This window comes from Leptothrix cholodnii SP-6, assembly GCF_000019785.1.
Lineage (GTDB): Bacteria > Pseudomonadota > Gammaproteobacteria > Burkholderiales > Burkholderiaceae_C > Sphaerotilus > Sphaerotilus cholodnii.
This window is the reverse complement of record NC_010524.1, coordinates 2,651,770-2,671,965: the sequence shown is the minus strand read 5'-3', so window position 1 is coordinate 2,671,965 and position 20,196 is coordinate 2,651,770. Positions and strand designations below refer to the sequence as shown.

Annotated in this window: 17 protein-coding genes; 9 read left to right on the top strand and 8 right to left on the bottom strand. The window is 70.4% G+C overall.

All coding sequences use genetic code 11. The features are described from left to right. Positions 1-2: 2 nt before the first annotated feature. Positions 3-971, bottom strand: a complete 969-nt coding sequence (locus tag LCHO_RS12280; protein ID WP_043704269.1) for a LysR substrate-binding domain-containing protein — start codon at positions 969-971, stop codon at positions 3-5. A 151-nt stretch (positions 972-1,122) separates the two neighbouring features. Here LCHO_RS12280 and LCHO_RS12275 point away from each other — a divergent pair, with 151 nt between their 5' ends. From LCHO_RS12275 to LCHO_RS12240, 8 genes are all read left to right on the top strand, one after another. Continuing rightward, positions 1,123-2,133 carry a TRAP transporter substrate-binding protein gene (locus LCHO_RS12275; RefSeq protein WP_012347479.1) on the top strand — a complete coding sequence of 337 codons (1,011 nt, stop codon included), beginning with the start codon at positions 1,123-1,125 and terminating at the stop codon, positions 2,131-2,133. A gap of 71 nt (positions 2,134-2,204) precedes the next feature. Beyond that, positions 2,205-3,986, top strand: coding sequence for an IlvD/Edd family dehydratase (locus tag LCHO_RS12270; RefSeq protein WP_012347478.1), 1,782 nt, complete (start codon positions 2,205-2,207; stop codon positions 3,984-3,986). Between the two features lie 53 nt (positions 3,987-4,039). After that, complete coding sequence (locus LCHO_RS12265; protein ID WP_012347477.1) at positions 4,040-5,239, top strand: fumarylacetoacetate hydrolase family protein; 1,200 nt, start codon at positions 4,040-4,042, stop codon at positions 5,237-5,239. A gap of 56 nt (positions 5,240-5,295) precedes the next feature. Further along, positions 5,296-6,051 carry an SDR family oxidoreductase gene (locus LCHO_RS12260; protein ID WP_012347476.1) on the top strand — a complete coding sequence of 252 codons (756 nt, stop codon included), beginning with the start codon at positions 5,296-5,298 and terminating at the stop codon, positions 6,049-6,051. A gap of 57 nt (positions 6,052-6,108) precedes the next feature. Further along, the gene (locus LCHO_RS12255) at positions 6,109-6,972 is read left to right on the top strand and encodes a fumarylacetoacetate hydrolase family protein (RefSeq protein ID WP_012347475.1); all 864 of its coding nucleotides are present in this window, start codon (positions 6,109-6,111) and stop codon (positions 6,970-6,972) included. A 135-nt stretch (positions 6,973-7,107) separates the two neighbouring features. After that, positions 7,108-7,911, top strand: a complete 804-nt coding sequence (locus tag LCHO_RS12250; protein WP_012347474.1) for a crotonase/enoyl-CoA hydratase family protein — start codon at positions 7,108-7,110, stop codon at positions 7,909-7,911. Between the two features lie 75 nt (positions 7,912-7,986). Further along, a complete protein-coding gene (locus LCHO_RS12245) occupies positions 7,987-9,120 on the top strand; it encodes an HD-GYP domain-containing protein (RefSeq protein ID WP_012347473.1) in 1,134 nt (377 codons plus the stop codon). Between the two features lie 16 nt (positions 9,121-9,136). After that, the gene (locus tag LCHO_RS12240; protein ID WP_012347472.1) at positions 9,137-11,677 is read left to right on the top strand and encodes an ATP-binding protein; all 2,541 of its coding nucleotides are present in this window, start codon (positions 9,137-9,139) and stop codon (positions 11,675-11,677) included. A gap of 52 nt (positions 11,678-11,729) precedes the next feature. Here the strand turns inward: LCHO_RS12240 and LCHO_RS12235 are convergent, their stop codons facing one another. The 7 genes from LCHO_RS12235 to LCHO_RS12205 are packed head-to-tail and all read right to left on the bottom strand — an operon-like array spanning position 11,730 to position 18,501. After that, positions 11,730-13,502, bottom strand: coding sequence for an enoyl-CoA hydratase-related protein (locus tag LCHO_RS12235; protein ID WP_012347471.1), 1,773 nt, complete (start codon positions 13,500-13,502; stop codon positions 11,730-11,732). Positions 13,503-13,527: 25 nt separating this feature from the next. Further along, positions 13,528-14,583: a hydrogenase expression/formation protein HypE gene (gene hypE / locus LCHO_RS12230; RefSeq protein WP_012347470.1), complete on the bottom strand. Its 1,056-nt coding sequence runs from the start codon at positions 14,581-14,583 to the stop codon at positions 13,528-13,530. Beyond that, a complete protein-coding gene (hypD, locus tag LCHO_RS12225) occupies positions 14,580-15,719 on the bottom strand; it encodes a hydrogenase formation protein HypD (RefSeq protein ID WP_012347469.1) in 1,140 nt (379 codons plus the stop codon). The genes hypE and hypD overlap by 4 nt, the downstream gene beginning before the upstream one ends. Beyond that, positions 15,716-15,979: a HypC/HybG/HupF family hydrogenase formation chaperone gene (locus tag LCHO_RS12220; RefSeq protein WP_012347468.1), complete on the bottom strand. Its 264-nt coding sequence runs from the start codon at positions 15,977-15,979 to the stop codon at positions 15,716-15,718. Before LCHO_RS12220 ends, hypD begins: the two co-directional genes overlap by 4 nt. 2 nt (positions 15,980-15,981) lie before the next feature. Continuing rightward, complete coding sequence (locus LCHO_RS12215) at positions 15,982-17,169, bottom strand: Kae1-like domain-containing protein (RefSeq protein ID WP_012347467.1); 1,188 nt, start codon at positions 17,167-17,169, stop codon at positions 15,982-15,984. Between the two features lie 3 nt (positions 17,170-17,172). Next, positions 17,173-18,144, bottom strand: a complete 972-nt coding sequence (gene hypB / locus LCHO_RS12210; RefSeq protein ID WP_012347466.1) for a hydrogenase nickel incorporation protein HypB — start codon at positions 18,142-18,144, stop codon at positions 17,173-17,175. A gap of 3 nt (positions 18,145-18,147) precedes the next feature. Then, complete coding sequence (locus tag LCHO_RS12205; protein WP_012347465.1) at positions 18,148-18,501, bottom strand: hydrogenase maturation nickel metallochaperone HypA/HybF; 354 nt, start codon at positions 18,499-18,501, stop codon at positions 18,148-18,150. Positions 18,502-18,768: 267 nt separating this feature from the next. On the opposite strand from LCHO_RS12205, the gene LCHO_RS12200 reads away from it, so the two are divergent. Continuing rightward, positions 18,769-20,187, top strand: coding sequence for a phosphomannomutase/phosphoglucomutase (locus tag LCHO_RS12200; RefSeq protein WP_012347464.1), 1,419 nt, complete (start codon positions 18,769-18,771; stop codon positions 20,185-20,187). Positions 20,188-20,196 lie beyond the last annotated feature (9 nt).

Genomic DNA, 20,196 nt, shown 5'->3' with positions numbered 1-20,196 from the left:
CCTCAGCCGGTTTCTGCAGCGGTGCCGGCCAGCGTCCGCAACACGTCCGTGAACGCCTGCGCCGCCGGTGTCGGCGGCTCGTCGAGCCGGGTGATCAGGCCGTAGTCGGGCAGGCGGTCCGGCAGCTCGACCGGGATGCGCGCCAGCAGGCCCTTCTTCACGTACTTGTCGACCAGCGCCGCGGGCTGCAGCGACAGCATGTCGGTGCGCTGCATCAGCTCCAGCGCGAACAGGAACGAGGGCGTCTCGACCACGCCGCAGGCGAGCGCCAGGCCGTTGCGGCCGAAGATGTCGTCGCACACCCTGCGCACCGCCGTCGAGGTCGGGTAGAGGATCCACGGCCAGTGCGCCAGCTGGGTCAGCTCCAGGTCGAGTGCGCCGCGCAAGGGGTGATCGACGCCGGCCACCACCTGCAGCTGCTCGCTGGCCAGGCGCTCGTACTGGAACTGGGCCTTCTGCGCCTCGTCCGTGAAGCGCCCGATCATCAGGTCGATCTTGCGTTCGGCCAGCCAGACCACCAGCTGGTCGCTGCTCTGCTCCAGGATCTTGAGCACCAGCAGCGGCCGCAGGCGCTGGATCTCCGCCACCGACGCCATCAGCAGGTGGGCGGCCGAGCCGGTGATCGCACCGATCGTCAGGTGCCCGTGGCCGCCGTGCCGCAGGGCATTGAATTCATCGACGAACTTGCGATGCCCGGCCAGTGCCACGCCGGCATAACGCAGCGTGAACAGGCCCAGCTCGTTGGGCCGCATGCCGCGCGACAGCCGGTCGAACAGGCGCGCCTCCAGGATCTGCTCGATGTCCATCAGGATCTTGGTGGCCGCCGGCTGCGTGATGTGCATCTGCTCGGCGGTGAGCCGCAGGTTGCGGGTCTGGCCGAGGATGTCCAGGAACTGCAGATGCCGGAACCGCAGCCGCCCGCAGGCCTGCGCCATCGACAAGGGTTTGCCCGTAAAAGCGTCTGGACTCATAAGCATCTGGAATCGATGCTAGCAAAAACTTGAGTGGACTCATGCCGGTCGCAGTCCTAATCTCCGCCTGCGTCGAGACGGCCCGGCACACGGCCGAGGCGACGCCGGTGGGGATCTCCACCGCGACAAGGTCAATCAACAGGAGACATGCATGAAGTTCAAATCCCTCGCCCTGGCCGCCGCCGTGCTGGCCGCGCTGGCCGGCCCGGTGTCTGCGCAGATCAAGGAACACGTCTTCAAGGTCGGCATCGGCCTGACCGAAGACCACCCCCAGGGCCAGTCCGTCAAGCATTTCGCCGAACTGCTGGCTGCCAAGAGCGGCGGCAAGATGAGCGCCAAGCTGTTTGCCAGCGGCACGCTGGGCAACGACGTGACGATGACCTCGGCGCTGCGTGGCGGCACCCTGGAGATGACGGTGCCCGACAGCTCCACGCTGGTCTCGATGTCCAAGCCCTTCGGCGTGATCAACCTGCCGCTGACCTTCAACAGCGAGCTCGAGGCCGATGCCGTGCTCGACGGCCCGGTCGGCCAGAAGCTGCTGGCCAGGCTGCCCGAGAAAGGCCTGATCGGCCTGGGCTTCTGGGAGAACGGCTTCCGCCACGTCACCAACTCGCGCCGCCCGATCACCAAGGCCGACGACCTGGCCGGCCTCAAGCTGCGCGTGATCCAGAACCCGCTGTTCCTCGACACCTTCGGCGCGCTGGGCGCCAACGCCACGCCGATGCCCTTCACCGAGCTGTATTCGGCGATGGAGCAGGCCGCCGTGGACGGCCAGGAAAACCCGCCCGCCACCATCCTGGCCAGCAAGTTCTACGAGGTGCAGAAGCACCTGGTGCTGTCGCGCCACATGTACAGCGCCTGGGTGCTGCTGATGTCCAAGAAGACCTGGGACGGCCTGTCGGCGCAGGAGCAGAAGATCGTGCAGGAGGCCGCCCGCGAGGCCACGCTGTTCGAGCGCAAGACCATCCGCGCCTTCGGCGACAAGGCGCTGGGCGAGCTCAAGAAGGTCGGCATGCAGGTCACCGAACTGCCCGCCGCCGAGCAGGCCAAGATGCGCGCCAAGCTGCAGCCGATCGTGGCCAAGTTCGGCAAGGAGTTCGGCGAGGACACCACGGCCGAGCTGATGAGCGAGCTGGCCAAGGTGCGCGGCGCCGCCAAGTAAACCGCGCATGAGCGGCGCGGCTGGCCCGCGCCGCCTTTCCCCTTTCTGGCTGACCCGCAACAGGTGCCGACATGGACAAGACACCCCGCCGACCCTTCCGCTCGCGCGAGTGGTTCGCCGATCCCGCACGTTCGGACATGACCGCGCTCTACCTCGAGCGCTTCATGAATTACGGGCTCACGCCCGAGGAGCTGCGCTCGGGCCGGCCCATCATCGGCATCGCGCAGACCGGCAGCGACCTGTCGCCGTGCAACCGCATCCACCTGGACCTGGCCCGGCGCGTGCGTGACGGCATCCGCGATGCCGGCGGCATCCCGATGGAATTCCCGGTCCATCCGATCTTCGAGAACTGCCGCCGCCCGACTGCGGCGCTGGATCGCAACCTGGCCTACCTGGGCCTGGTCGAGATCCTGTACGGCTACCCGATCGACGCCGTGGTGCTGACCACGGGCTGCGACAAGACCACGCCGGCGGGCGTGATGGCCGCGTCCACGGTCGACATCCCGGCCATCGTGCTGTCGGGCGGGCCGATGCTCGACGGCTGGCATGACGGCGAGCTGGTCGGCTCGGGCACCGTGATCTGGCGCAGCCGCCGCCAGCTCGCCGCCGGCGAGATCGACGAAGAGGAATTCCTGCAGCGCGCCTGCAGCAGCGCGCCCTCGGCCGGCCACTGCAACACCATGGGCACGGCCTCGACCATGAACGCGGTGGCCGAGGCGCTGGGTCTGTCGCTGCCCGGCTGCGCGGCCATTCCGGCGCCTTACCGCGAGCGTGGCCAGATGGCTTACGAGACCGGCCGGCGCATCGTCGAGATGGCCTACGAGGACCTGCGCCCGTCGCGCATCCTGACGCGCGAGAGCTTCCTGAACGCGCTGTCGGTGATCAGCTGCGCGGGCGGCTCCAGCAACGCGCAGGTGCACATCATGGCAATGGCTCGCCACGCCGGTGTCGAGCTGCAGCCGCAGGACTGGACCGCGCACGCCTACGACCTGCCGCTGCTGCTCAACATGCAGCCGGCGGGCAAGTTTCTGGGCGAACGTTTCTTCCGTGCCGGTGGCGTGCCGGCGCTGATGTGGGAGCTGCAGCAGGCCGGCCGACTGCACGGCGAGTGCCTCAGCGTCACCGGCCGCAGCGTGGCCGAGAACCTGCAAGGCCGCGAGACCCGCGACCGCGAGGTGATCTACCCGTTCGACGCGCCGCTGATGCACAAGGCCGGCTTCCTGGTGCTGAGCGGCAACCTGTTCGATTTCGGCATCATGAAGACCTCGGTGATCTCGGCGCGCTTTCGCGAGCGCTACCTGAACCGGCCGGGCGCCGAGGGCATCTTCGAGGGCCGCGCCGTGGTGTTCGAGGGCTCCGACGACTACCACCACCGCATCAACGACCCGGCCCTGGGCATCGACGAAGACTGCATCCTGGTGATGCGCGGCGCCGGCCCGATCGGCTGGCCGGGCTCGGCCGAGGTGGTCAACATGCAGCCGCCCGACGCGCTGATCCGGCGCGGCATCATGACCCTGCCGACGCTGGGCGACGGCCGCCAGTCCGGCACCGCGGACAGCCCCTCGATCCTGAACTGTTCGCCCGAGAGCGCGGTGGGCGGCGGCCTGAGCTGGCTGCGCAGCGGCGACCGGATCCGCATCGACCTCAATACCGGCCGTTGCGACGCGCTGGTGGCGCCCGAGGAGATCGAACGCCGCCGCCGCGAACTGCCCGCGCCGCCGATCCCCAAGAGCCATTCGCCCTGGGAATCGCTGTACCGCGAGAAGACCGGCCAGCTGGTCGACGGTGCGACGCTGGACTTCGCGCTGGACTACCGGCGCATCTCCGAGACGACTCCGCGTCACAACCATTGAGCCTCGGTCGGCGTGCGACCCCTGCGCCGACTTGAAACCTGGAAGGAAATGACATGAGCAACGTGACAGCGGCTGCTGCGAACCCGCACGCCCGGATCCTGCCCGACGACGGACTGGCCGGCACCTTGGTGGGCCGCGTCTGGATCGGCGGCACCGGGCCGGCCGTGGTGGCCTTGCGGCCCGAAGGCGTGTTCGACCTGAGCGCGGCCTACCCGACCATGAGCACGCTGCTCGACACCGCGCAGCCCGCCGAGGCCGTGCGCCAAGCCGCCGGCCAGCGCCTGTGCAGCGTCGACGAACTGCTCGCCAACAGCCTGCCCGGCGCCCGCCACGAGGCGCTGCCCTGGCTGCTGGCGCCCTGCGATCTGCAGGTGGTGAAGGCAGCGGGCGTGACCTTTGCCGCCAGCCTGATCGAGCGCGTGATCGAGGAGCAGGCCCGTGGTGACGCCAGCCGCGCCCAGGGCCTGCGTGCGCAGGTGACCGAGCTGATCGGCGCCAGCCTGGCCGAGATCCGCCCCGGCTCGCCGCAGGCGATGGCGCTCAAGGCGCTGCTGCAGCAGAAAGGCCTGTGGTCGCAGTACCTGGAGGTGGGCATCGGCCCGGACGCCGAGGTCTTCACCAAGGCGCCGGTGCTGGCCTCGGTGGGCTGTGGCGAGGACATCGGCATCCGCGCCGACTCGGCCTGGAACAACCCCGAGCCGGAGGTGGTGCTGGCGGTCAACAGCCGCGGCGACATCGTCGGCGCCACGCTCGGCAACGACGTCAACCTGCGTGACATCGAAGGCCGCAGCGCGCTGCTGCTGGGCAAGGCCAAGGACAACAACGCCTCCTGCGCGATCGGCCCGTTCATCCGGCTGTTCGATGCCGGCTTCGGCCTCGACGACGTGCGCCGCGAGACCGTGAACTTGCGCGTGGCGGGCGTCGACGGCTTCGAACTGCGTGGCATCAACACCATGGCCAGCATCAGCCGCGACCCGGCCGACCTGGTGGCGCAGACGCTGGGCGCGCACCAGTATCCGGACGGTTTCATGCTGTTCCTGGGCACGCTGTTCGCGCCGATCGAAGACCGCGACCAGCCCGGCGGCGGTTTCACCCACAAGCTCGGCGACGTGGTCACGATCCAGAGCGCCTGGCTGGGCGGGCTGCACAACCGCGTCACGCACAGCGAGACCGCGCCGCCCTGGCGCTTCGGCCTGCGCGCCTTCATCGCCAACCTGGCTGCACGCGGGCTGTTGAACGGCCCGGCGCTCTGAAACCGAGCGTTGCCGTCCTTCCCGACGCGAGACCCTAACCTCATCGAAGGACTCCCATGACACTGCGACTCGCCGGCAAGACCGCCTTCATCACCGCCGCCGGCCAGGGCATCGGCCGCGCCACGGCCATCGCCTTCGCCGCCGAGGGCGCACGCGTGATCGCCACCGACATCAACGCCGAGTCGCTCGACACCCTGCGCGCCGAGACCGGCTGCACCACCCACCGCCTGGACGTTACCGACGCGGTGGCCGTCAGCGCGCTGGCCGAGGCCACCGGCGCGATCCAGGTGCTGTTCAACGGCGCGGGCATCGTGCACGCCGGCACGGTGCTCGACAGCACCGATGCCGAGTGGGATCTGGCCTTCGACCTCAACGTGCGCTCGCAGTACCGCCTGATCAAGGCCTTCCTGCCCGGCATGCTGGCGCAGGGCGGCGGCTCGATCATCAACGTGGCCTCGATCGTCGGTGCCCTCAAGGGCGCGCCCAACCGCTTCATCTACATGGCCACCAAGGCCGCCGTGGTGGGGCTGACCAAGTCGGTGGCCGCCGACTACGTGACCCGCGGCATCCGCTGCAACGCGATCTGCCCGGGCACGGTGATGTCGCCCTCGCTGCAGCAGCGCATGGAAGAGCAGGCCCGCGCCAGCGGCCAGCCCATCGAGGCGGTGCAGGCTGCCTTCATGGCGCGCCAGCCCATGGGCCGGCTGGGCCGGGCCGAGGAGATCGCCGCCCTGGCCGTGTACCTGGCCAGCGACGAATCGGCCTTCACCACCGGCACGACCCAGCTCATCGACGGCGGCTGGGCGATCTGAACGCAGCCCTCGCGCCCCGACACTTCCCCCGACCCACCGCCTTTCAGGAACCGTTCCATGAAGCTCCTCCGCCACGGCCCCAAGGGCCAGGAAAAGCCCGCCCTGCTGCACACCGACGGCACGCTGCGTGACCTCAGCGCCGTGCTGCCCGATATCGGCCCGGCCCAGCTCTCGCCCGCCGGCCTGGCCGCGCTGGCCCGCATCGACGCCGGCACGCTGCCCGTCGTGCCGCAAGGCCGCCTGGCCGTGCCCTGGACCGGCATGCGCAAGTTCATCGCCATCGGCCTGAACTACGCCGACCACGCGGCCGAAGCGAACATGCCGATTCCCAAGGAGCCGATCGTCTTCACCAAGACGGTCGATTGCGCCGTCGGCTGCAACCACCCGGTGGTGCTGCCGCAGGGTTCGGTCAAGTCCGACTGGGAGGTCGAACTCGGCGTGGTGATCGGCAGCCGCGCCCGCTACGTCAGCGAGGCCGACGCGCTCGCGCACGTGGCCGGCTACTGCACCATCAACGACGTGTCCGAGCGCGAGTACCAGCTCGAGCGCGGCGGCACCTGGGACAAGGGCAAGGGCTGCGACACCTTCGGCCCGATCGGCCCCTGGCTGGTCAGCGCCGACGAGGTGGGCGACCCGCAGAACCTGTCGATGTGGCTGGACATCAACGGCGTGCGCAAGCAGACCGGCAGCACCCGCACCATGATTTTCACGGTGGCGCAGATCGTCAGCTACCTGAGCCGCTTCATGACGCTGGAGCCCGGCGACGTGATCACCACCGGCACCCCGCCGGGCGTGGGCATGGGGCAGAAGCCCGCGCCCGAGTACCTGAAGGCCGGCGACGTCATCACGCTGGGCATCGAGAAGCTGGGCGACCAGCGACAGACCGTGCACGCCTGGGATCCGGCGCTGATCGACGGTTGAGGCGTACCGGCCGGCCAGGCGGCCATCGTCAGCAGTGGACGATCTGCATCGGCGTCGGCCAGGGCATCGCGCGGGCGATCGAGCGGTTGTGATGAACTTGCACCATCCCTTCATGAACCGAGCGAGACACCCCACATGAGCACCGAACCCATCCTCTGCGAGATCCGCGGCCCCATCGCGCTGCTGACGCTCAACCGCCCCGACACCCGCAACGCGCTCAGCGGCGAAGAGATGTTCGCCGCCTTCGAGCAGCTGTTCGAGCGCCTCGACGCCGACCTGTCCATCCGCGCCGCCGTACTGACCGGCGCCGGCAGCGCCTTCTGCTCCGGCGGCAACGTGGCCGAGATGCGCGACCGCACCGGCATGTTCGGCGGCTCGCCCGAGCAGATCGCGGCCCACTACCGGGCCGGCATCCAGCGCATCCCACGCGCCTTCCAGCGCCTGCAGGTGCCGATCATCGCGGCGGTCAACGGCGCGGCGATCGGCGCCGGCAACGACCTGGCGTGCATGTGCGACATCCGCATCGCCGCCAGCACGGCGCGGTTTGCCGAGAGCTTCGTCAAGGTCGGCATCATCCCGGGCGACGGCGGCTGCTGGCTGCTGCCGCGCATCGTGGGTGCCTCGCGCGCGGCCGAGCTGGCCTTGACCGGCGACAGCATCGACGCGGCCGAGGCGCTGCGCATCGGGCTGGTCTCGCGCGTGGTCGAACCCGCCGCGTTGATGGACGAGGCGCTGGCGCTGGCCGCTCGCATCGCCGCCAACCCGCCGCAGGTGCTGCGCTGGACCAAGCAGCTGCTGCAGCAGGCCCGCACCGGCACGCTCGACGAGGCGCTCGACGCCGCCGGCCAGCTGCAGGGCCAGGCGCACCACACCGCCGACCACGCCGAGGCCGTGACGGCTTTCTTCGAAAAACGCCCTCCGGTGTTCACCGGTCATTGAGCCCGAGCCAGGTGCCGACGCCATGACGACGCCGAATCCCTGACCCCGGTCGGCGGGAGCCTTCACAATTCGGTGATGCAAATCGCCGTACCCCAGCCCGCACCGCCGTCCGGAACCATCCTGATCGTCGACGACATGCCGACCAACCTGGCCGTGATCGGCGCGCTGCTGCAGGCCAACGGCTACCGCGTGCTGGCGGCGCAGAGCGGCGAGGCGGCGTTGCGCTACGCGGCGCGCAGCCCGGCGCCCGACCTGGTGCTGCTCGATGTCGTGATGCCGACGATGGACGGCTACGAAGTGCTGCGCCGCCTGCGCGAGGAGCCCGCCACCGCGCTGCTGCCGGTGGTGTTCCTGACCGTGCTGGGCGAGCCGTCGGACGAGGAGCTCGGGCTGTCGCTGGGCGCGGCCGACTACATCTCCAAACCGATCCAGCCGGCCATCGTGCTGGCGCGCGTGCGCACCCAGATCGATGCCGCCCGCGCCCGCGAACTGCTGCGCAACCACAACGCCTGGCTCGAGGCCGAGGTGGTCCGCCGGATGGCGCAGAACGAGCTGACGCAGACCGTCAGCATCCGCGCGCTGGCGCATCTGGCCGAAATCCGCGACCCCGAAACCGGCAACCACATCCTGCGCACGCAGGCCTACGTGCTGGCGCTGGCCACCGAACTGCGCAACCACCCGCGCCACCGCACGCTGCTCACCGAACGATTCGTGGCGCTGCTGGCGCGCTCGGCGCCGCTGCACGACATCGGCAAGGTCGGCATCCCCGACCGCGTGCTGCTGCATCCGGGCCGGCTCCACGGCGAGGACTGGGAGATCATGAAGACCCACGCCGCCATCGGCGCGCGCGCCATCGAGCTGGCCGAGCTGGACACCGAGCAGGAGGTCGATTTCCTGAGCGTGGCCAAGGAGATCGCACGCTGGCACCACGAGCACTGGGACGGCAGCGGCTACCCCGACGGCCTGCAGGGCGAGGCCATCCCGCTGTCGGCGCGGCTGATGGCGCTGGCCGACGTGTTCGACGCGCTGATCACGCCGCGTGTCTACAAGGAGCCGATGAGCGGCGAGCAGGCCCGCGAGCTGATCCGGGCCGGCCGCGGCAGCCATTTCGACCCCGATGTCGTCGACGCCTTCGAGCGCCAGTTCGACGCCTTCTGCGCCATCGCCGACCGCTACGCCGACGCCGGCTGGCGGGTGCGCGCGGCCTGAGCGCTGCGGCATCGCGATGGACCGGCCCGAGCCGTCGCGTGACAGCGCCGCCAATCCGGCGCGCCGCATCGGCCTGATCTACGCGGCCTTCGCGTCGGCCTGGATCCTGTTGTCGGACAAGGCGGTGGAGTGGCTGTTCTCCAGCCCGCACTCGATCACGCTGGCCGCCACCCTCAAGGGCTGGGTCTTCGTCGCGGTGACATCGGTGGTGCTCTACGTGCTGGTGCGGCGCCAGACCGAGCGCGAACGGCAGACGCGGGCCGAGCGCCGCAAGGCTGAAGAGGCGCTGCGCGCCGAGCGCGAGCTGCTCGCCGGGATGAGCGCCATCGGCCACATCGGCGGCTGGAGCTTCGATCCGCTGACACACGAGGGCAGCTGGACCGAAGAGGTGGCGCGCATCTTCGATCTCGACCCGTCGCACCCCTTCGACATGGCGACCGGCCTGAGCTGCTTCGAGGGCGAGTCGCGCCAGCGCATCGATGCGGCCATCGCCGCCGCCTGCACGCTGGGCACGCGATACGACATCGAACTGGTGCTGAAGTCGCCGAAAGGGCGCATCAAGTCGGTCAGCACGGTCGGCATTCCCGAGATGCAGAACGGCCGGGTGGTGCGGGTGCGCGGCTATCTGCAGGACCTGAGCGAGCAGAAGCGCCTGACGCAGGAGCTCGCCGACTACCGCGACCACCTCGAAGACCTGGTGCGCAAGCGCACCGTCCAGCTCGACGAGGCCCGCGCGCGCGCCGAGGCCGCCAACCGGGCCAAGAGCAGCTTCCTGGCCAACATGAGCCACGAGATCCGCACGCCGCTCAACGCCATCCTGGGCCTGGCGCGGCTGCTGCGCCGCTCCACGCTCGACGCGCAGCAGGCCGACCGCATCGCCAAGATCGACGACGCGGCGCACCACCTGCTCGGGCTGATCAGCGACGTGCTCGATCTGTCCAAGGTCGAGGCCGGCCGCCAGGCGCTCGATGCCGACGATTTCGAGCTCGGTGCGCTGATGGCCCAGGTCGGCAACGCGGTGGCGCATCAGGCCGCCGCCAAGGGCCTGGCGCTGCAAATCCAGGCGCCGCCGGCGCCGCTGTGGCTGCGCGGGGACGCCGGCCGCCTGCGTCAGGCCTTGCTGAACTACATGGCCAATGCCGTGAAGTTCACGCCGACCGGCTGGGTGCGGTTCGATGTGCAGTGCGAGGCCGCCGGCGAACGCGCGGTGCGGCTGCATTTCGACGTGCGCGACAGCGGCATCGGCATCGCGCCCGAACACCTGCCGCGGCTGTTCAACGACTTCGAGCAGGGCGACAAGTCGACCACCCGGCGCTTCGGCGGCACCGGGCTCGGCCTGGCCGTGACGCGATCGCTGGTCGAACTGATGGGCGGCAGCGTGGGCGTCGACAGCGCACCGGGGCAGGGCAGCCGCTTCTGGCTTCACGTCACGCTGCCGCGTGGCGTGGCGCCGTCGCCTGCCCCGTCGCCGACATTGCACCCGGCGCCCGAAGAAGCCGTGCGGGCACGCCACGCCGGCGCGCGCGTGCTGCTGGCCGAAGACAACCTGGTGAACCGCGAAGTGGCGGTCGAGCAGCTGCAGGCCGCCGGACTCGAGGTGCTGACCGCCGAGGACGGGCTGGCGGCCGTGGCGCGGGTGGTGGCCGACGCGCCCGCCCTGGTCCTGATGGACATCGAGATGCCGCTGATGGACGGCCTGGTCGCCACCCGCGCGATCCGGGCCCTGCCCGGCGGCGCCACGCTGCCGATCCTGGCGATGACGGCCAACGTCACGCACGAGGTGCGCCGCGCCTGTGCCGAGGCCGGCATGAACGACTTCATCGGCAAGCCCTTCGAGGCCGAGAACCTCTACGCCGCCCTGTTGCGCTGGCTGCCTGCCCGGCTCGACGGCGTGCCGCCCGGGCCCGCTCCCGCGCCGGACCCGAGCGCCACCGAGCCGCACGCGGCCCTGCCCGAGCTGATCGGCATCGACTGGGGCCTGGCCCTGGCGCGCGCCGGCGGCCGGGCGAGCACCAGCCTGCGCATCCTGCGGCTGTTTCGCCGCAGCCATGCCGACGATCCCGAGCGCATCAGCACCCTGATCGCCGCGGCGGCCTGGCCGGCGCTGCGCCGCCTGGCCCACGCCCTGCGTGGTGCGGCCGGCAACATCGGCGCGGTGCAGGTCCAGCAGGCGGCCGCGTCACTCGAGCAGATCCTGCGTGACGGCTCGTCGAGCATCGAGCGCGAGGTGGCGGCGCGGGCCCTGCAATCCCAGTTGCACGCGCTGTTCGTGGGCCTGGACGCGCTGGGCGAGGCGCCCGTGTCGGCGCCGTCGGCACCGGTGCCCGCGCTGGCACCGCAGGCCGCGCTCGAGCAGCTCGACATCCTGCTGGCCGCCGGCGACATGGCCTGCTATCGCCTGCTGACCGAACAGTCCGCGGTGCTGCAGGCCGCGCTCGGCGAGGCGTTCCGCCCGCTGGTGGCGCTGGTCGACACCTTCCGCTACGAAGAGGCTGCCGCCCTGCTGCGCGAGGCCCGCCACAAGTCGGCGCCCGACCCCGGGCATCCGCACGGCTGACGCGCCACGACACCGGCCGCCACGCCAGCCGCGCCGCAGGCCTCGCCGGCGTTCAGCGTGGCCCGGGCCGGCGGTGCAGCGCCAGGTGCCGGGGCGTCCAGGCGCGCGGCTTGCGCGTCACGAAGTGGTGGCGCGCCACGTGGTAGCTGGGGTCGAAGCCGTAGAAGTTGCGATGCATCTGGCGCAGCTCGTCGTCGCGCCAGGCGGCCAGCGGGCGTCGGCTTTCGTCGTCGGCGCGGCGGCGCTGCTTGGCGGCCACGCGTTCGGCGAGATCGTGCGCTGCGGCCAGCGTCAGGGCGGCCTGCTGCGCGGTGTTGCGCAGCGCGGCGGCATCGTCGGCCAGCACGGCGTCGACCAGGCCCAGCGATCGCGCCTCGTGCGCCGACATCGGCAGCCGGCCCTGCATCACGCGGCGTGTCAACGCGTCGGCCTGCGCGGCGCCGGCTCGCAAGGGCAGCGTGTAGGTCCAGTACTCCGAGCCGTAGAGGTTGCCCATGTTCTTGTAATGCGGGTTCAGCACCACGCCCGCGTGCGCCCAGACCGTGTCGGCCGCGAACGCCAGGAAGCAGCCGCCCGCGCCGGCATTGCCCTGCAGCAGCGCGACGGTGAGCCGGTCGGTCAGCGTCAGCAGTTCCAGCACGACGTCGTTCATCGCGACGATGTTGCGCATCGACGCGTCGGCCGCGCTGTCGCCGGCGTCGTGCGCGCTGGCTTCGATGTCGTGCAGGTGGATGCCGTTGCTGAAGAAGTCGCTGCCACCGGCGAGCACCAGCACCTGCGTGTCGCGGGCGCGGGCGAATCGCAGCGCATCGCGCAGACGCTCGCACTGGCGGGTCGACATCGCGCCGTTGTGGAAGTCGAAACGCAGCCAGCCCACACGTGCGCCGGCCGGGCCGAGTTCGTCGTAATGCAGTTCGTCCCACTCGTCGGGTTCGTCGGGCTTGCGCAGCAGCGGCACGGCGAGTTCGGGCAGCGCGGCGGTTTCGGCGGCAAAGGCGCGGGTGGCGGCGAGCTTGAGCGCCGGCTCGTCGGCCAACGGTTGGCAGCGCACATGGCCGATCCAGACGCCGCCGTCGCGCGTGCGCCGCAGCAGCGCCGGGCCGCGACGGGCGATCACATCGCCGGGCGCACCGTGCGGCACGGCGGCCAGTGCCCCGGCGCTTGCAGCATGGGCGTCGTGCAGGCGGCAGACGCGGCCGAACAGCACATCGGGCGCGCCCGGATGACCGTCGGCGGCGGCGATCTTGCGCAGCACGGTGGCGGTGTCGTCGGCCGACCAGTCGATCGCCCGCATCGCCGCAGTCATCGGCCCCTGCCATTGGCCGAGCGTGGCCGGCAAGGACGGCGGCGGCACAGGCCCGCGCGTCCCGGGCGCAAAACGCGTCAACGCTTCGAGCACCGACTCGGTCGCGCAGCGCGTCACCTCGTGCCGATACAGGCTCGCCTTGCTCGCACCCTCGCGCACCGCAAACGCCCGCCACGCCCACACCGGCCCGGCGTCGAAATCGCCGGTGGCCTGCAGCACCGTCACGCCCCATTCGGCCTCGCCGCGCCACACCGCCCAGTCGAGCGAAGCCGGCCCGCCATCACCCGGCGGGCCGGGATGCACGATCAGGCAGGGCCGCGTCGACCACACCGACTCGGCGATGCGCCGCTTCAGGAACGGCGCGATGACCAGGTCAGGCTCGAACAGCGCCACCGCCTCTTCGGTCACCGCGTCGGCAATGTCGAGTTCGACCGAGACCGTGTGGCCGGCCTCGCGCAGCGCGCAGAACAGGCGCTGCGTCAGGCCGTTGAAGGCGTGCGCCAGCAGCAGGATGCGCATCGTTTCAGCCGATCGATGTCAGAGGTCAGCAGATGCGCGGCAGCGGCTCGCCGCTGAGCCAGTCGACGATGCGGCGCCCGCCGAAGCCGGTGGCCATCTGCACGAAGTGGTGCGGGTCGTTGGTGACGCTGCCGATGCGCGCCGCGTTGCGGCCCAGCGGGTGCGCGCGCATCGCGTCGAGCACCGCGTCGGCGTGTTCGGCCGCGCAGATCACGATGCACTTGCCTTCGTTGGCGATGTAGAGCGGGTCGAGCCCGAGCAGCTCGCAGGCGGCGTTGACCTGCGGCGCGACGGGAATCGCCGTCTCCTGCAGCAGCATGCCCACGCCCGACTGGCGCGTGATCTCGTTGAGCGTGGTCGCTAGGCCGCCGCGCGTGGGGTCGCGCAGGCAATGCACGGCGCCTTCAGGCACGGCGGCCAGCAGGCGCGCGACCAGGCCGTGCAGCGCGGCGGTGTCCGACTCGATGGTGGTCTCGAACTCCAGCGATTCACGTTGCGACAGCACCGCCACGCCGTGGTCGCCGATCGTGCCCGACACCAGCACCACATCGCCCGGCCGCGCCAGCGCGCCGCCGATCTGGCGGTCCATCGGCACCACGCCGATGCCGGTGGTGGAGATGAACACGCCGTCGCCCTTGCCCTGTTCGACCACCTTGGTGTCGCCGGTGACGATCGGCACGCCCGCGTCACGCGAGGCCGCGGCCATCGACTCGACGATGCGCTTGAGGTCGGCCAGCGCGAAGCCTTCTTCGAGGATGAAGCTCGCGCTCAGGTACAGCGGCGTCGCGCCCAGCATCGCCACGTCGTTGACCGTGCCGTGCACCGACAGGCAGCCGATGTCGCCGCCCGGAAAGAACAGCGGCGAGATCACGTGCGCGTCGGTCGCCATCACCAGCCGGTGGCCGGCGGGGATGTCGAGCAGCGCACCGTCGTTGCCCTGGCGCAGGTAGTCGTTGTCGAAGGCACGCGCGAACAACTCGGCTATCAGTTGCGCCGAAGCCCGCCCGCCCGCGCCGTGGTTCATGTCGACGCGGCCATGTTTGAAGTCGACCGGGCGGATGTAGTCCTTCTTGATGCTCATGCGGCCACCACGGGGATGTCACGGAAGCGCCCGTACGAGTAGTGCGCCGCGCAGGCGCCTTCGGACGACACCATGCACGAGCCCATCGGGTTCTCGGGCGTGCAGACCGTGCCGAAGAGCTTGCAGTCGGTCGGCTTCTTGACACCCCGCAGGATCGCGCCGCATTCGCACTGCTTGTGGTCGGGCACCGGCTGGTAGGTCAGCTCGAAGCGCCGTTCGGCGTCGAAGGCGGCGTAGGCCGGGCGGATCTTCAGCGCGCTGTACGGCACCTCGCCCAGGCCGCGCCACTCGAAGCTGCTGCGCAGTTCGAACACCTCGGAGACGACCGCCTGCGCGGCCAGGTTGCCGTCGCGCGTGACGGCGCGGGTGAACTCGTTTTCGACCTCGGTGCGGCCTTGATTGACCTGGCGCACCAGCATCAGCACCGCCTGCATCACGTCGAGCGGCTCGAAGCCGGCGATGACCACGGGCTTCTGATACTCCTCGGCGAAGTGTTCGTAGGGCCGCGAGCCGATCACGATGCTGACGTGCGCCGGGCCGATGAAACCGTCGATCGGCACGGTGCCGTACTGGCGCACCTCGGGCGATTCGAGGATGTGCGTGATCGCGCTGGGCGTCAGCACGTGGTTGCTCAGCACGCTGAAGTTGCCGAGCTGCTCCTTCGCGGCCTGGCGGATCACGAGTGCGGTGGGCGGCGTGGTGGTCTCGAAGCCGATGGCCAGGAAGACGACTTCACGGCCCGGATTTTCACGCGCAAGCTTCACCGCGTCAGCCGCCGAATAGATCATGCGGATGTCGGCGCCGCGGGCCTTGGCGCGCATCAATGAAAGCGATTCTGACGCCGGCACCCGCATCACGTCGCCATAGGTGCACAGGATCACGCCGCGGTTGAGCGCCAGGTCGATGGCCAGGTCGATGCGGCCGATCGGCAGCACGCATACCGGGCAGCCCGGGCCGTGCACCATGCGCACATTGGCGGGCAGCAGCTCGGCGATGCCGTAACGCGAGATCGCGTGCGTGTGGCCGCCGCAGAACTCCATGAAGCTGTAGTGGCGCGCCGGGTCGACCTCGGCCGCCAGCCGCTCGGCGATGCGGCGGGCCACGTCGCCATCACGAAATTCGTCGATGTACTTCATGCGGCGGCCTGGCTGTCAGACACGACGGATTCGGCGGCCGCCTGATGCACCGCGAGTTCGGCGAACAGCGCCAGCGTGCGCTCGGCCTCTTCGGCGTCGAGCATGCCGATGGCGTGGCCGACGTGCACGATGACGTAGTCGCCGATCTGGGCCTCGGGTGTCAGTTCGATCGAGATGGTCTTGCGCACGCCGCCGAGGTCGACAGTGGCGCTGTGTGCGTCATGCAGGGCCACGACGCGGGCGGGCAGGGCGAGGCACATGGTCAGTGTTCCAGTTCGATGAGGTGGGTGGTTTCCCAACCGGAGTCAGTAGCGTCCGCAAAATGAGGATCGGCGATCGTGCAGGCGGCGACCCAGGCCTGGCCGAGCGCCAGCCCGGCGTCGCCGCAGCTCATGGCCTGGGGCTGATGCACGGCCAGGCCGGCGTCCTGCAGCCGCCGGGTCAGCTGGGTGTTCAGCACGCGGTTCATGAAGCAGCCGCCGCCGAGCACGACATCGCGCAGGCTACGTTCGCGCGCGGCGCCGATCGCGGCGTGCGCCAGGCCGTTGACCAGCGCGAGGTGGAACGAGCCGGCGCCGTGCGACACGGCGCGGGCATTGGCCGGGTCGATCTCGAACAGGCGGCCGACGATCGGGCGCAGGTCGAGGCTTTCCCACGGCTCGTCGAAGCTGGGGTGGGCGCGCTGCCACGCCGCAGCGCAGGCTTCGAGCGCGATCGCCGCTTCGGCTTCGGTCGACTGGCGCACGCTCAGGCCGAGCGCGCCGGCGGCGGCGTCGAACCAGCGGCCGGCGCTGCTGGTGAGCGGGCAGTTGACGTTGCGTTCGAGCATGCTGCGCACCACCCGGGCCGCCTGCGCGCCGACGATCGGCGCAAAACGGGCCTCGATGCGGTCGCCGCGGCCCAGCGCGTGCATCAGGCCTGCGGCCATGCGCCAGGGTTCGCGCGCCGCCATGTCGCCGCCGGGCAGCAGCAAGGGCTGCAGATGGCCGATGCGCTGCCAGCGGTGCGCCGCGGCGCCGCCGTCGACCCACAACACCTCGCCGCCCCAGGCCGTGCCGTCGCTGCCGAGCCCGACGCCGTCGAGCGCCAGGCCGATCACCGGCAAGCGCAGGCCCTGTTCGGCGATGACGGCGGCGATGTGCGCGTGGTGGTGCTGCACGGCAATCGACGGCAGGCCGAGCTGCTCGGCCGCGGCGAGGGCGACGCGGGTGCTGTGGAAGTCGGGATGCAGGTCGTGTGCGACCGCCTGCAGCGGGCCGTCGCCGGCGCCCAGCAGGGTCTCGACCGACACCTGCAGCGCGTCGCACGCGGCGGCGTCACCCAGGTCGCCGTGCAGCGCGGACCAGCGCGCCCGGTCGCCGTCGAGCCGGCAGGCGCTGTTCTTCAGGTAGGCGCCGCATGCCAGCACGCGCAGGGGCGCGGGGCAGGGCAGAGATGTGGGGCCCGGCACGGCTCAGGCCTTGATGCCGGCGGCGGCCAGCTGCGCTTCGAGTTGGGCGATCCGGCTGCGCAGCGCGGCCTCGGTGGCGCCGGCGTCATCGGCGGTGTCGTGCTCGTGCGCTTGGGCCGGCTCGCCCGCGTGCAACAGCCAGTCGATCCAGGCGTCCATGCCCTGGCCGGTCCTGGCCGACACCAGCAGCACCTCGATGCCCGGGTTGACGCGGCGTGCGTACTCGATGCATTTGGGGATGTCGAAGTCGAGGTAGGGCAGCAGGTCGATCTTGTTGAGCACCATGAGCCGGGCGGCGGCGAACATGTCGGGGTACTTGATCGGCTTGTCCTCACCCTCGGTGACCGAGAGGATGGCGATCTTGGCGGCCTCGCCCAGGTCCCACATTGCCGGGCAGACGAGGTTGCCGACGTTCTCGATGAACAGCAGTGCGTCGGCGTGGTGATGGCCCTGCGCGTGTCCGTGTCCGTCGTGCGTGTGTTCGTGACCGTGGCTGTGGCTGTGCCCGTGCAGATCGAGCCGCGCGAACGCGTCACCCACCATCTGCGCATCCAGATGGCAGCCCTTGCCGGTGTTGATCTGGATCGCCGCGGCGCCGGTGGCGCGGATGCGGTCGGCGTCGTTCGAGGTCTGCTGGTCGCCCTCGATCACCGCCAGCGGCAGCTGTGGCGCGGCGCTCTTGAGCGCCTCGATGGTGGCGCACAGCAGCGTGGTCTTGCCCGAGCCGGGGCTCGACACCAGGTTGTAGGCGGTGATGCCGTGCGAGGCGAAGTGCGCGCGGTTGTGCGCGGCCAGGCGGTTGTTCTCGCCCAGCACGTCGACCTCGAGCTTGATGGCGCGCGCCTGGCTCATGCCCGGCACCGACACCCGCGCCGCTCCGGCGCCGTAATGCAGGTCGCCGGTATTCGGCGCCACGCTGACATGTTCATGCGGGGCGGCTGGCGCCCCGCTGCTGCATCCGCAGACGACACACATGGCTCAGGTCTCCTCGTCGTGCACCAGCAGGTCGAGCACCCGAAGCTCGGTCCCGCCGGTGGCTTGTAGCTGAAATCCGCTGCACAGCGGGCAGGGGTCGGCGCGCGAGGTGATCTCCACGCTGCAGCTGCAGCGCGGGCACCAGGCCGTGCCGGGGGGCTCGTCGATCTCGATCGCGGCGCCTTCGAGGCAGGTGCCGGGCGTGATGGCTTCGAGCGCGAAACGCAGCGCCCGCACCTCCACACCCGCCAGCGCGCCGGCCTCGAGCCGCAGTTGCGAGACGCGCCTGAAGCCTTCGCGCGCTGCGGCGTCCTCGATCACCTTGACGATGCCGCCGGCCAGGCTCAGCTCATGCATGGGCGGGCTCCTCGACGCGCGGGGCGAGCCGCTGCAGGACATCGATCGATCGTGAAAGCGTAGGCATTGCGCCATTGTGATGCCGGGCGGGCGCGTGGACCGTCCGCAGGGCTGTGCAAGCCTGCATCCGTCGTCACGCCGCCAGGCCCGACGGTCGGGCACGAGGCGCAGCACCCGCGGACGGGGGCCTGTCCGTCAGGTCGGAGCGAATCGGCGCTCCCTACAATCCGCGCCGATTTCTTCCATTTTCAAGGTCAGGTCTTCGGCATGAAAACACTCGCATCGGCATTCAAGGCCTATGACATCCGCGGCATCGTCGGGCAGGCGCTCGACGTCGAATTTGCCGAGCACCTCGGCCGTGCCTTCGGCAGCGAGGCGATCGCCGCCGGCGAACGCGCGGTGGCGGTGGGCCGCGACGGCCGCGTCTCCGGGCCGGACCTGTCGGCGGCGCTGATGCGCGGGCTGGCCTCGACCGGGCTGGATGTGGTCGACCTCGGCGCGGTGACCACGCCGATGCTCTATTACGTGGCCGCCACCCGCGGCGAACACGGTTGCCGCAGCGGCATCCAGGTGACGGGCAGCCACAACCCGAAGGACTACAACGGCTTCAAGATGGTGCTGGCCGGCGTGGCGATCCACGGCGAGGCGATCCAGAAACTGCGCACGCGCATGGAGGCCGAGGATTACCTGCACGTGCCCGGCAAGCGCAAGAACTCCAAGCCGCGCGTGGGCCGCATCGCGGCGATGGACATCCTGCCGGAATACACGCACCGCGTCGTCAGCGACTGCAAGCTGGCGCGGCCGATGAAGATCGTGGTCGACTCGGGCAACGGCATTCCGGGCGCCTCGGGGCCCGCCATCCTGCGGGCGCTGGGCTGTGACGTGATCGACATCTACAGCCGCGTCGACGGCGATTTTCCGAACCACCATCCCGATCCGTCCAAGCTCGAAAACCTGGCCGACCTGATCAAGATCGTGCACGCCACCGACGCCGAACTCGGCCTGGCGTTCGACGGCGATGGCGACCGGCTGGGCCTGGTCACCAAGGACGGCGAGATCATCTTCCCGGACCGCCAGATGCTGCTGTTCGCACGCGACATCCTGAGCCGGCACCCGGGCGGCACGATCATCTTCGACGTCAAGTGCTCGCAGCGCCTGTCGGCCGGCATTCTTGAAGCGGGCGGTGTGCCGCTGATGTGGAAGACCGGCCACTCGCTGGTGAAAGCCAAGCTGCGCGAGACCGGCGCGCCGATCGCCGGTGAGATGAGCGGCCACATCTTCTTCGGCGAGCGCTGGTATGGCTTCGACGACGCGATGTACACCGCCGGCCGCCTGCTGGAGATCCTGTCGCGCTTCGACGACCCGAGCGCGGTGCTCAAGGCGCTGCCGACCAGCTTCAGCACGCCCGAACTGAACGTCGCGGTGCCGGCCGGCAACCAGCACCAGATCGTCGAGGAGCTGATCGCTCAAGCCGACTTTCCGGGTGCCACGATCGGCACCATCGACGGCCTGCGGGGCGACTATCCGGACGGCTTCGGCCTGATCCGGGCGTCGAACACCACGCCGGTGCTGGTGCTGCGTTTCGAGGGCCACACCGAGGCGGCGCTGCATCGCATCGAAGGTGATTTCATGGCGGCGCTGCGCCGGGTCATGCCTGAAGCGCAAGTGCAGCAGGCGGCGCACTGAACGCCGGCT

Coding starts and splice junctions, on each gene's coding strand:
- LCHO_RS12250 (WP_012347474.1), top strand. CDS start 7,108: ATGAGCACCGAACCCATCCTCTGCGAGATCCGCGGCCCCATCGCGCTG.
- LCHO_RS12260 (WP_012347476.1), top strand. CDS start 5,296: ATGACACTGCGACTCGCCGGCAAGACCGCCTTCATCACCGCCGCCGGC.
- LCHO_RS12280 (WP_043704269.1), bottom strand. CDS start 971: ATGAGTCCAGACGCTTTTACGGGCAAACCCTTGTCGATGGCGCAGGCC.
- LCHO_RS12275 (WP_012347479.1), top strand. CDS start 1,123: ATGAAGTTCAAATCCCTCGCCCTGGCCGCCGCCGTGCTGGCCGCGCTG.
- LCHO_RS12205 (WP_012347465.1), bottom strand. CDS start 18,501: ATGCATGAGCTGAGCCTGGCCGGCGGCATCGTCAAGGTGATCGAGGAC.
- hypD (WP_012347469.1), bottom strand. CDS start 15,719: ATGAAGTACATCGACGAATTTCGTGATGGCGACGTGGCCCGCCGCATC.
- hypE (WP_012347470.1), bottom strand. CDS start 14,583: ATGAGCATCAAGAAGGACTACATCCGCCCGGTCGACTTCAAACATGGC.
- LCHO_RS12235 (WP_012347471.1), bottom strand. CDS start 13,502: ATGCGCATCCTGCTGCTGGCGCACGCCTTCAACGGCCTGACGCAGCGC.
- LCHO_RS12245 (WP_012347473.1), top strand. CDS start 7,987: ATGCAAATCGCCGTACCCCAGCCCGCACCGCCGTCCGGAACCATCCTG.
- LCHO_RS12270 (WP_012347478.1), top strand. CDS start 2,205: ATGGACAAGACACCCCGCCGACCCTTCCGCTCGCGCGAGTGGTTCGCC.
- LCHO_RS12220 (WP_012347468.1), bottom strand. CDS start 15,979: ATGTGCCTCGCCCTGCCCGCCCGCGTCGTGGCCCTGCATGACGCACAC.
- LCHO_RS12240 (WP_012347472.1), top strand. CDS start 9,137: ATGGACCGGCCCGAGCCGTCGCGTGACAGCGCCGCCAATCCGGCGCGC.
- LCHO_RS12255 (WP_012347475.1), top strand. CDS start 6,109: ATGAAGCTCCTCCGCCACGGCCCCAAGGGCCAGGAAAAGCCCGCCCTG.
- hypB (WP_012347466.1), bottom strand. CDS start 18,144: ATGTGTGTCGTCTGCGGATGCAGCAGCGGGGCGCCAGCCGCCCCGCAT.
- LCHO_RS12200 (WP_012347464.1), top strand. CDS start 18,769: ATGAAAACACTCGCATCGGCATTCAAGGCCTATGACATCCGCGGCATC.
- LCHO_RS12265 (WP_012347477.1), top strand. CDS start 4,040: ATGAGCAACGTGACAGCGGCTGCTGCGAACCCGCACGCCCGGATCCTG.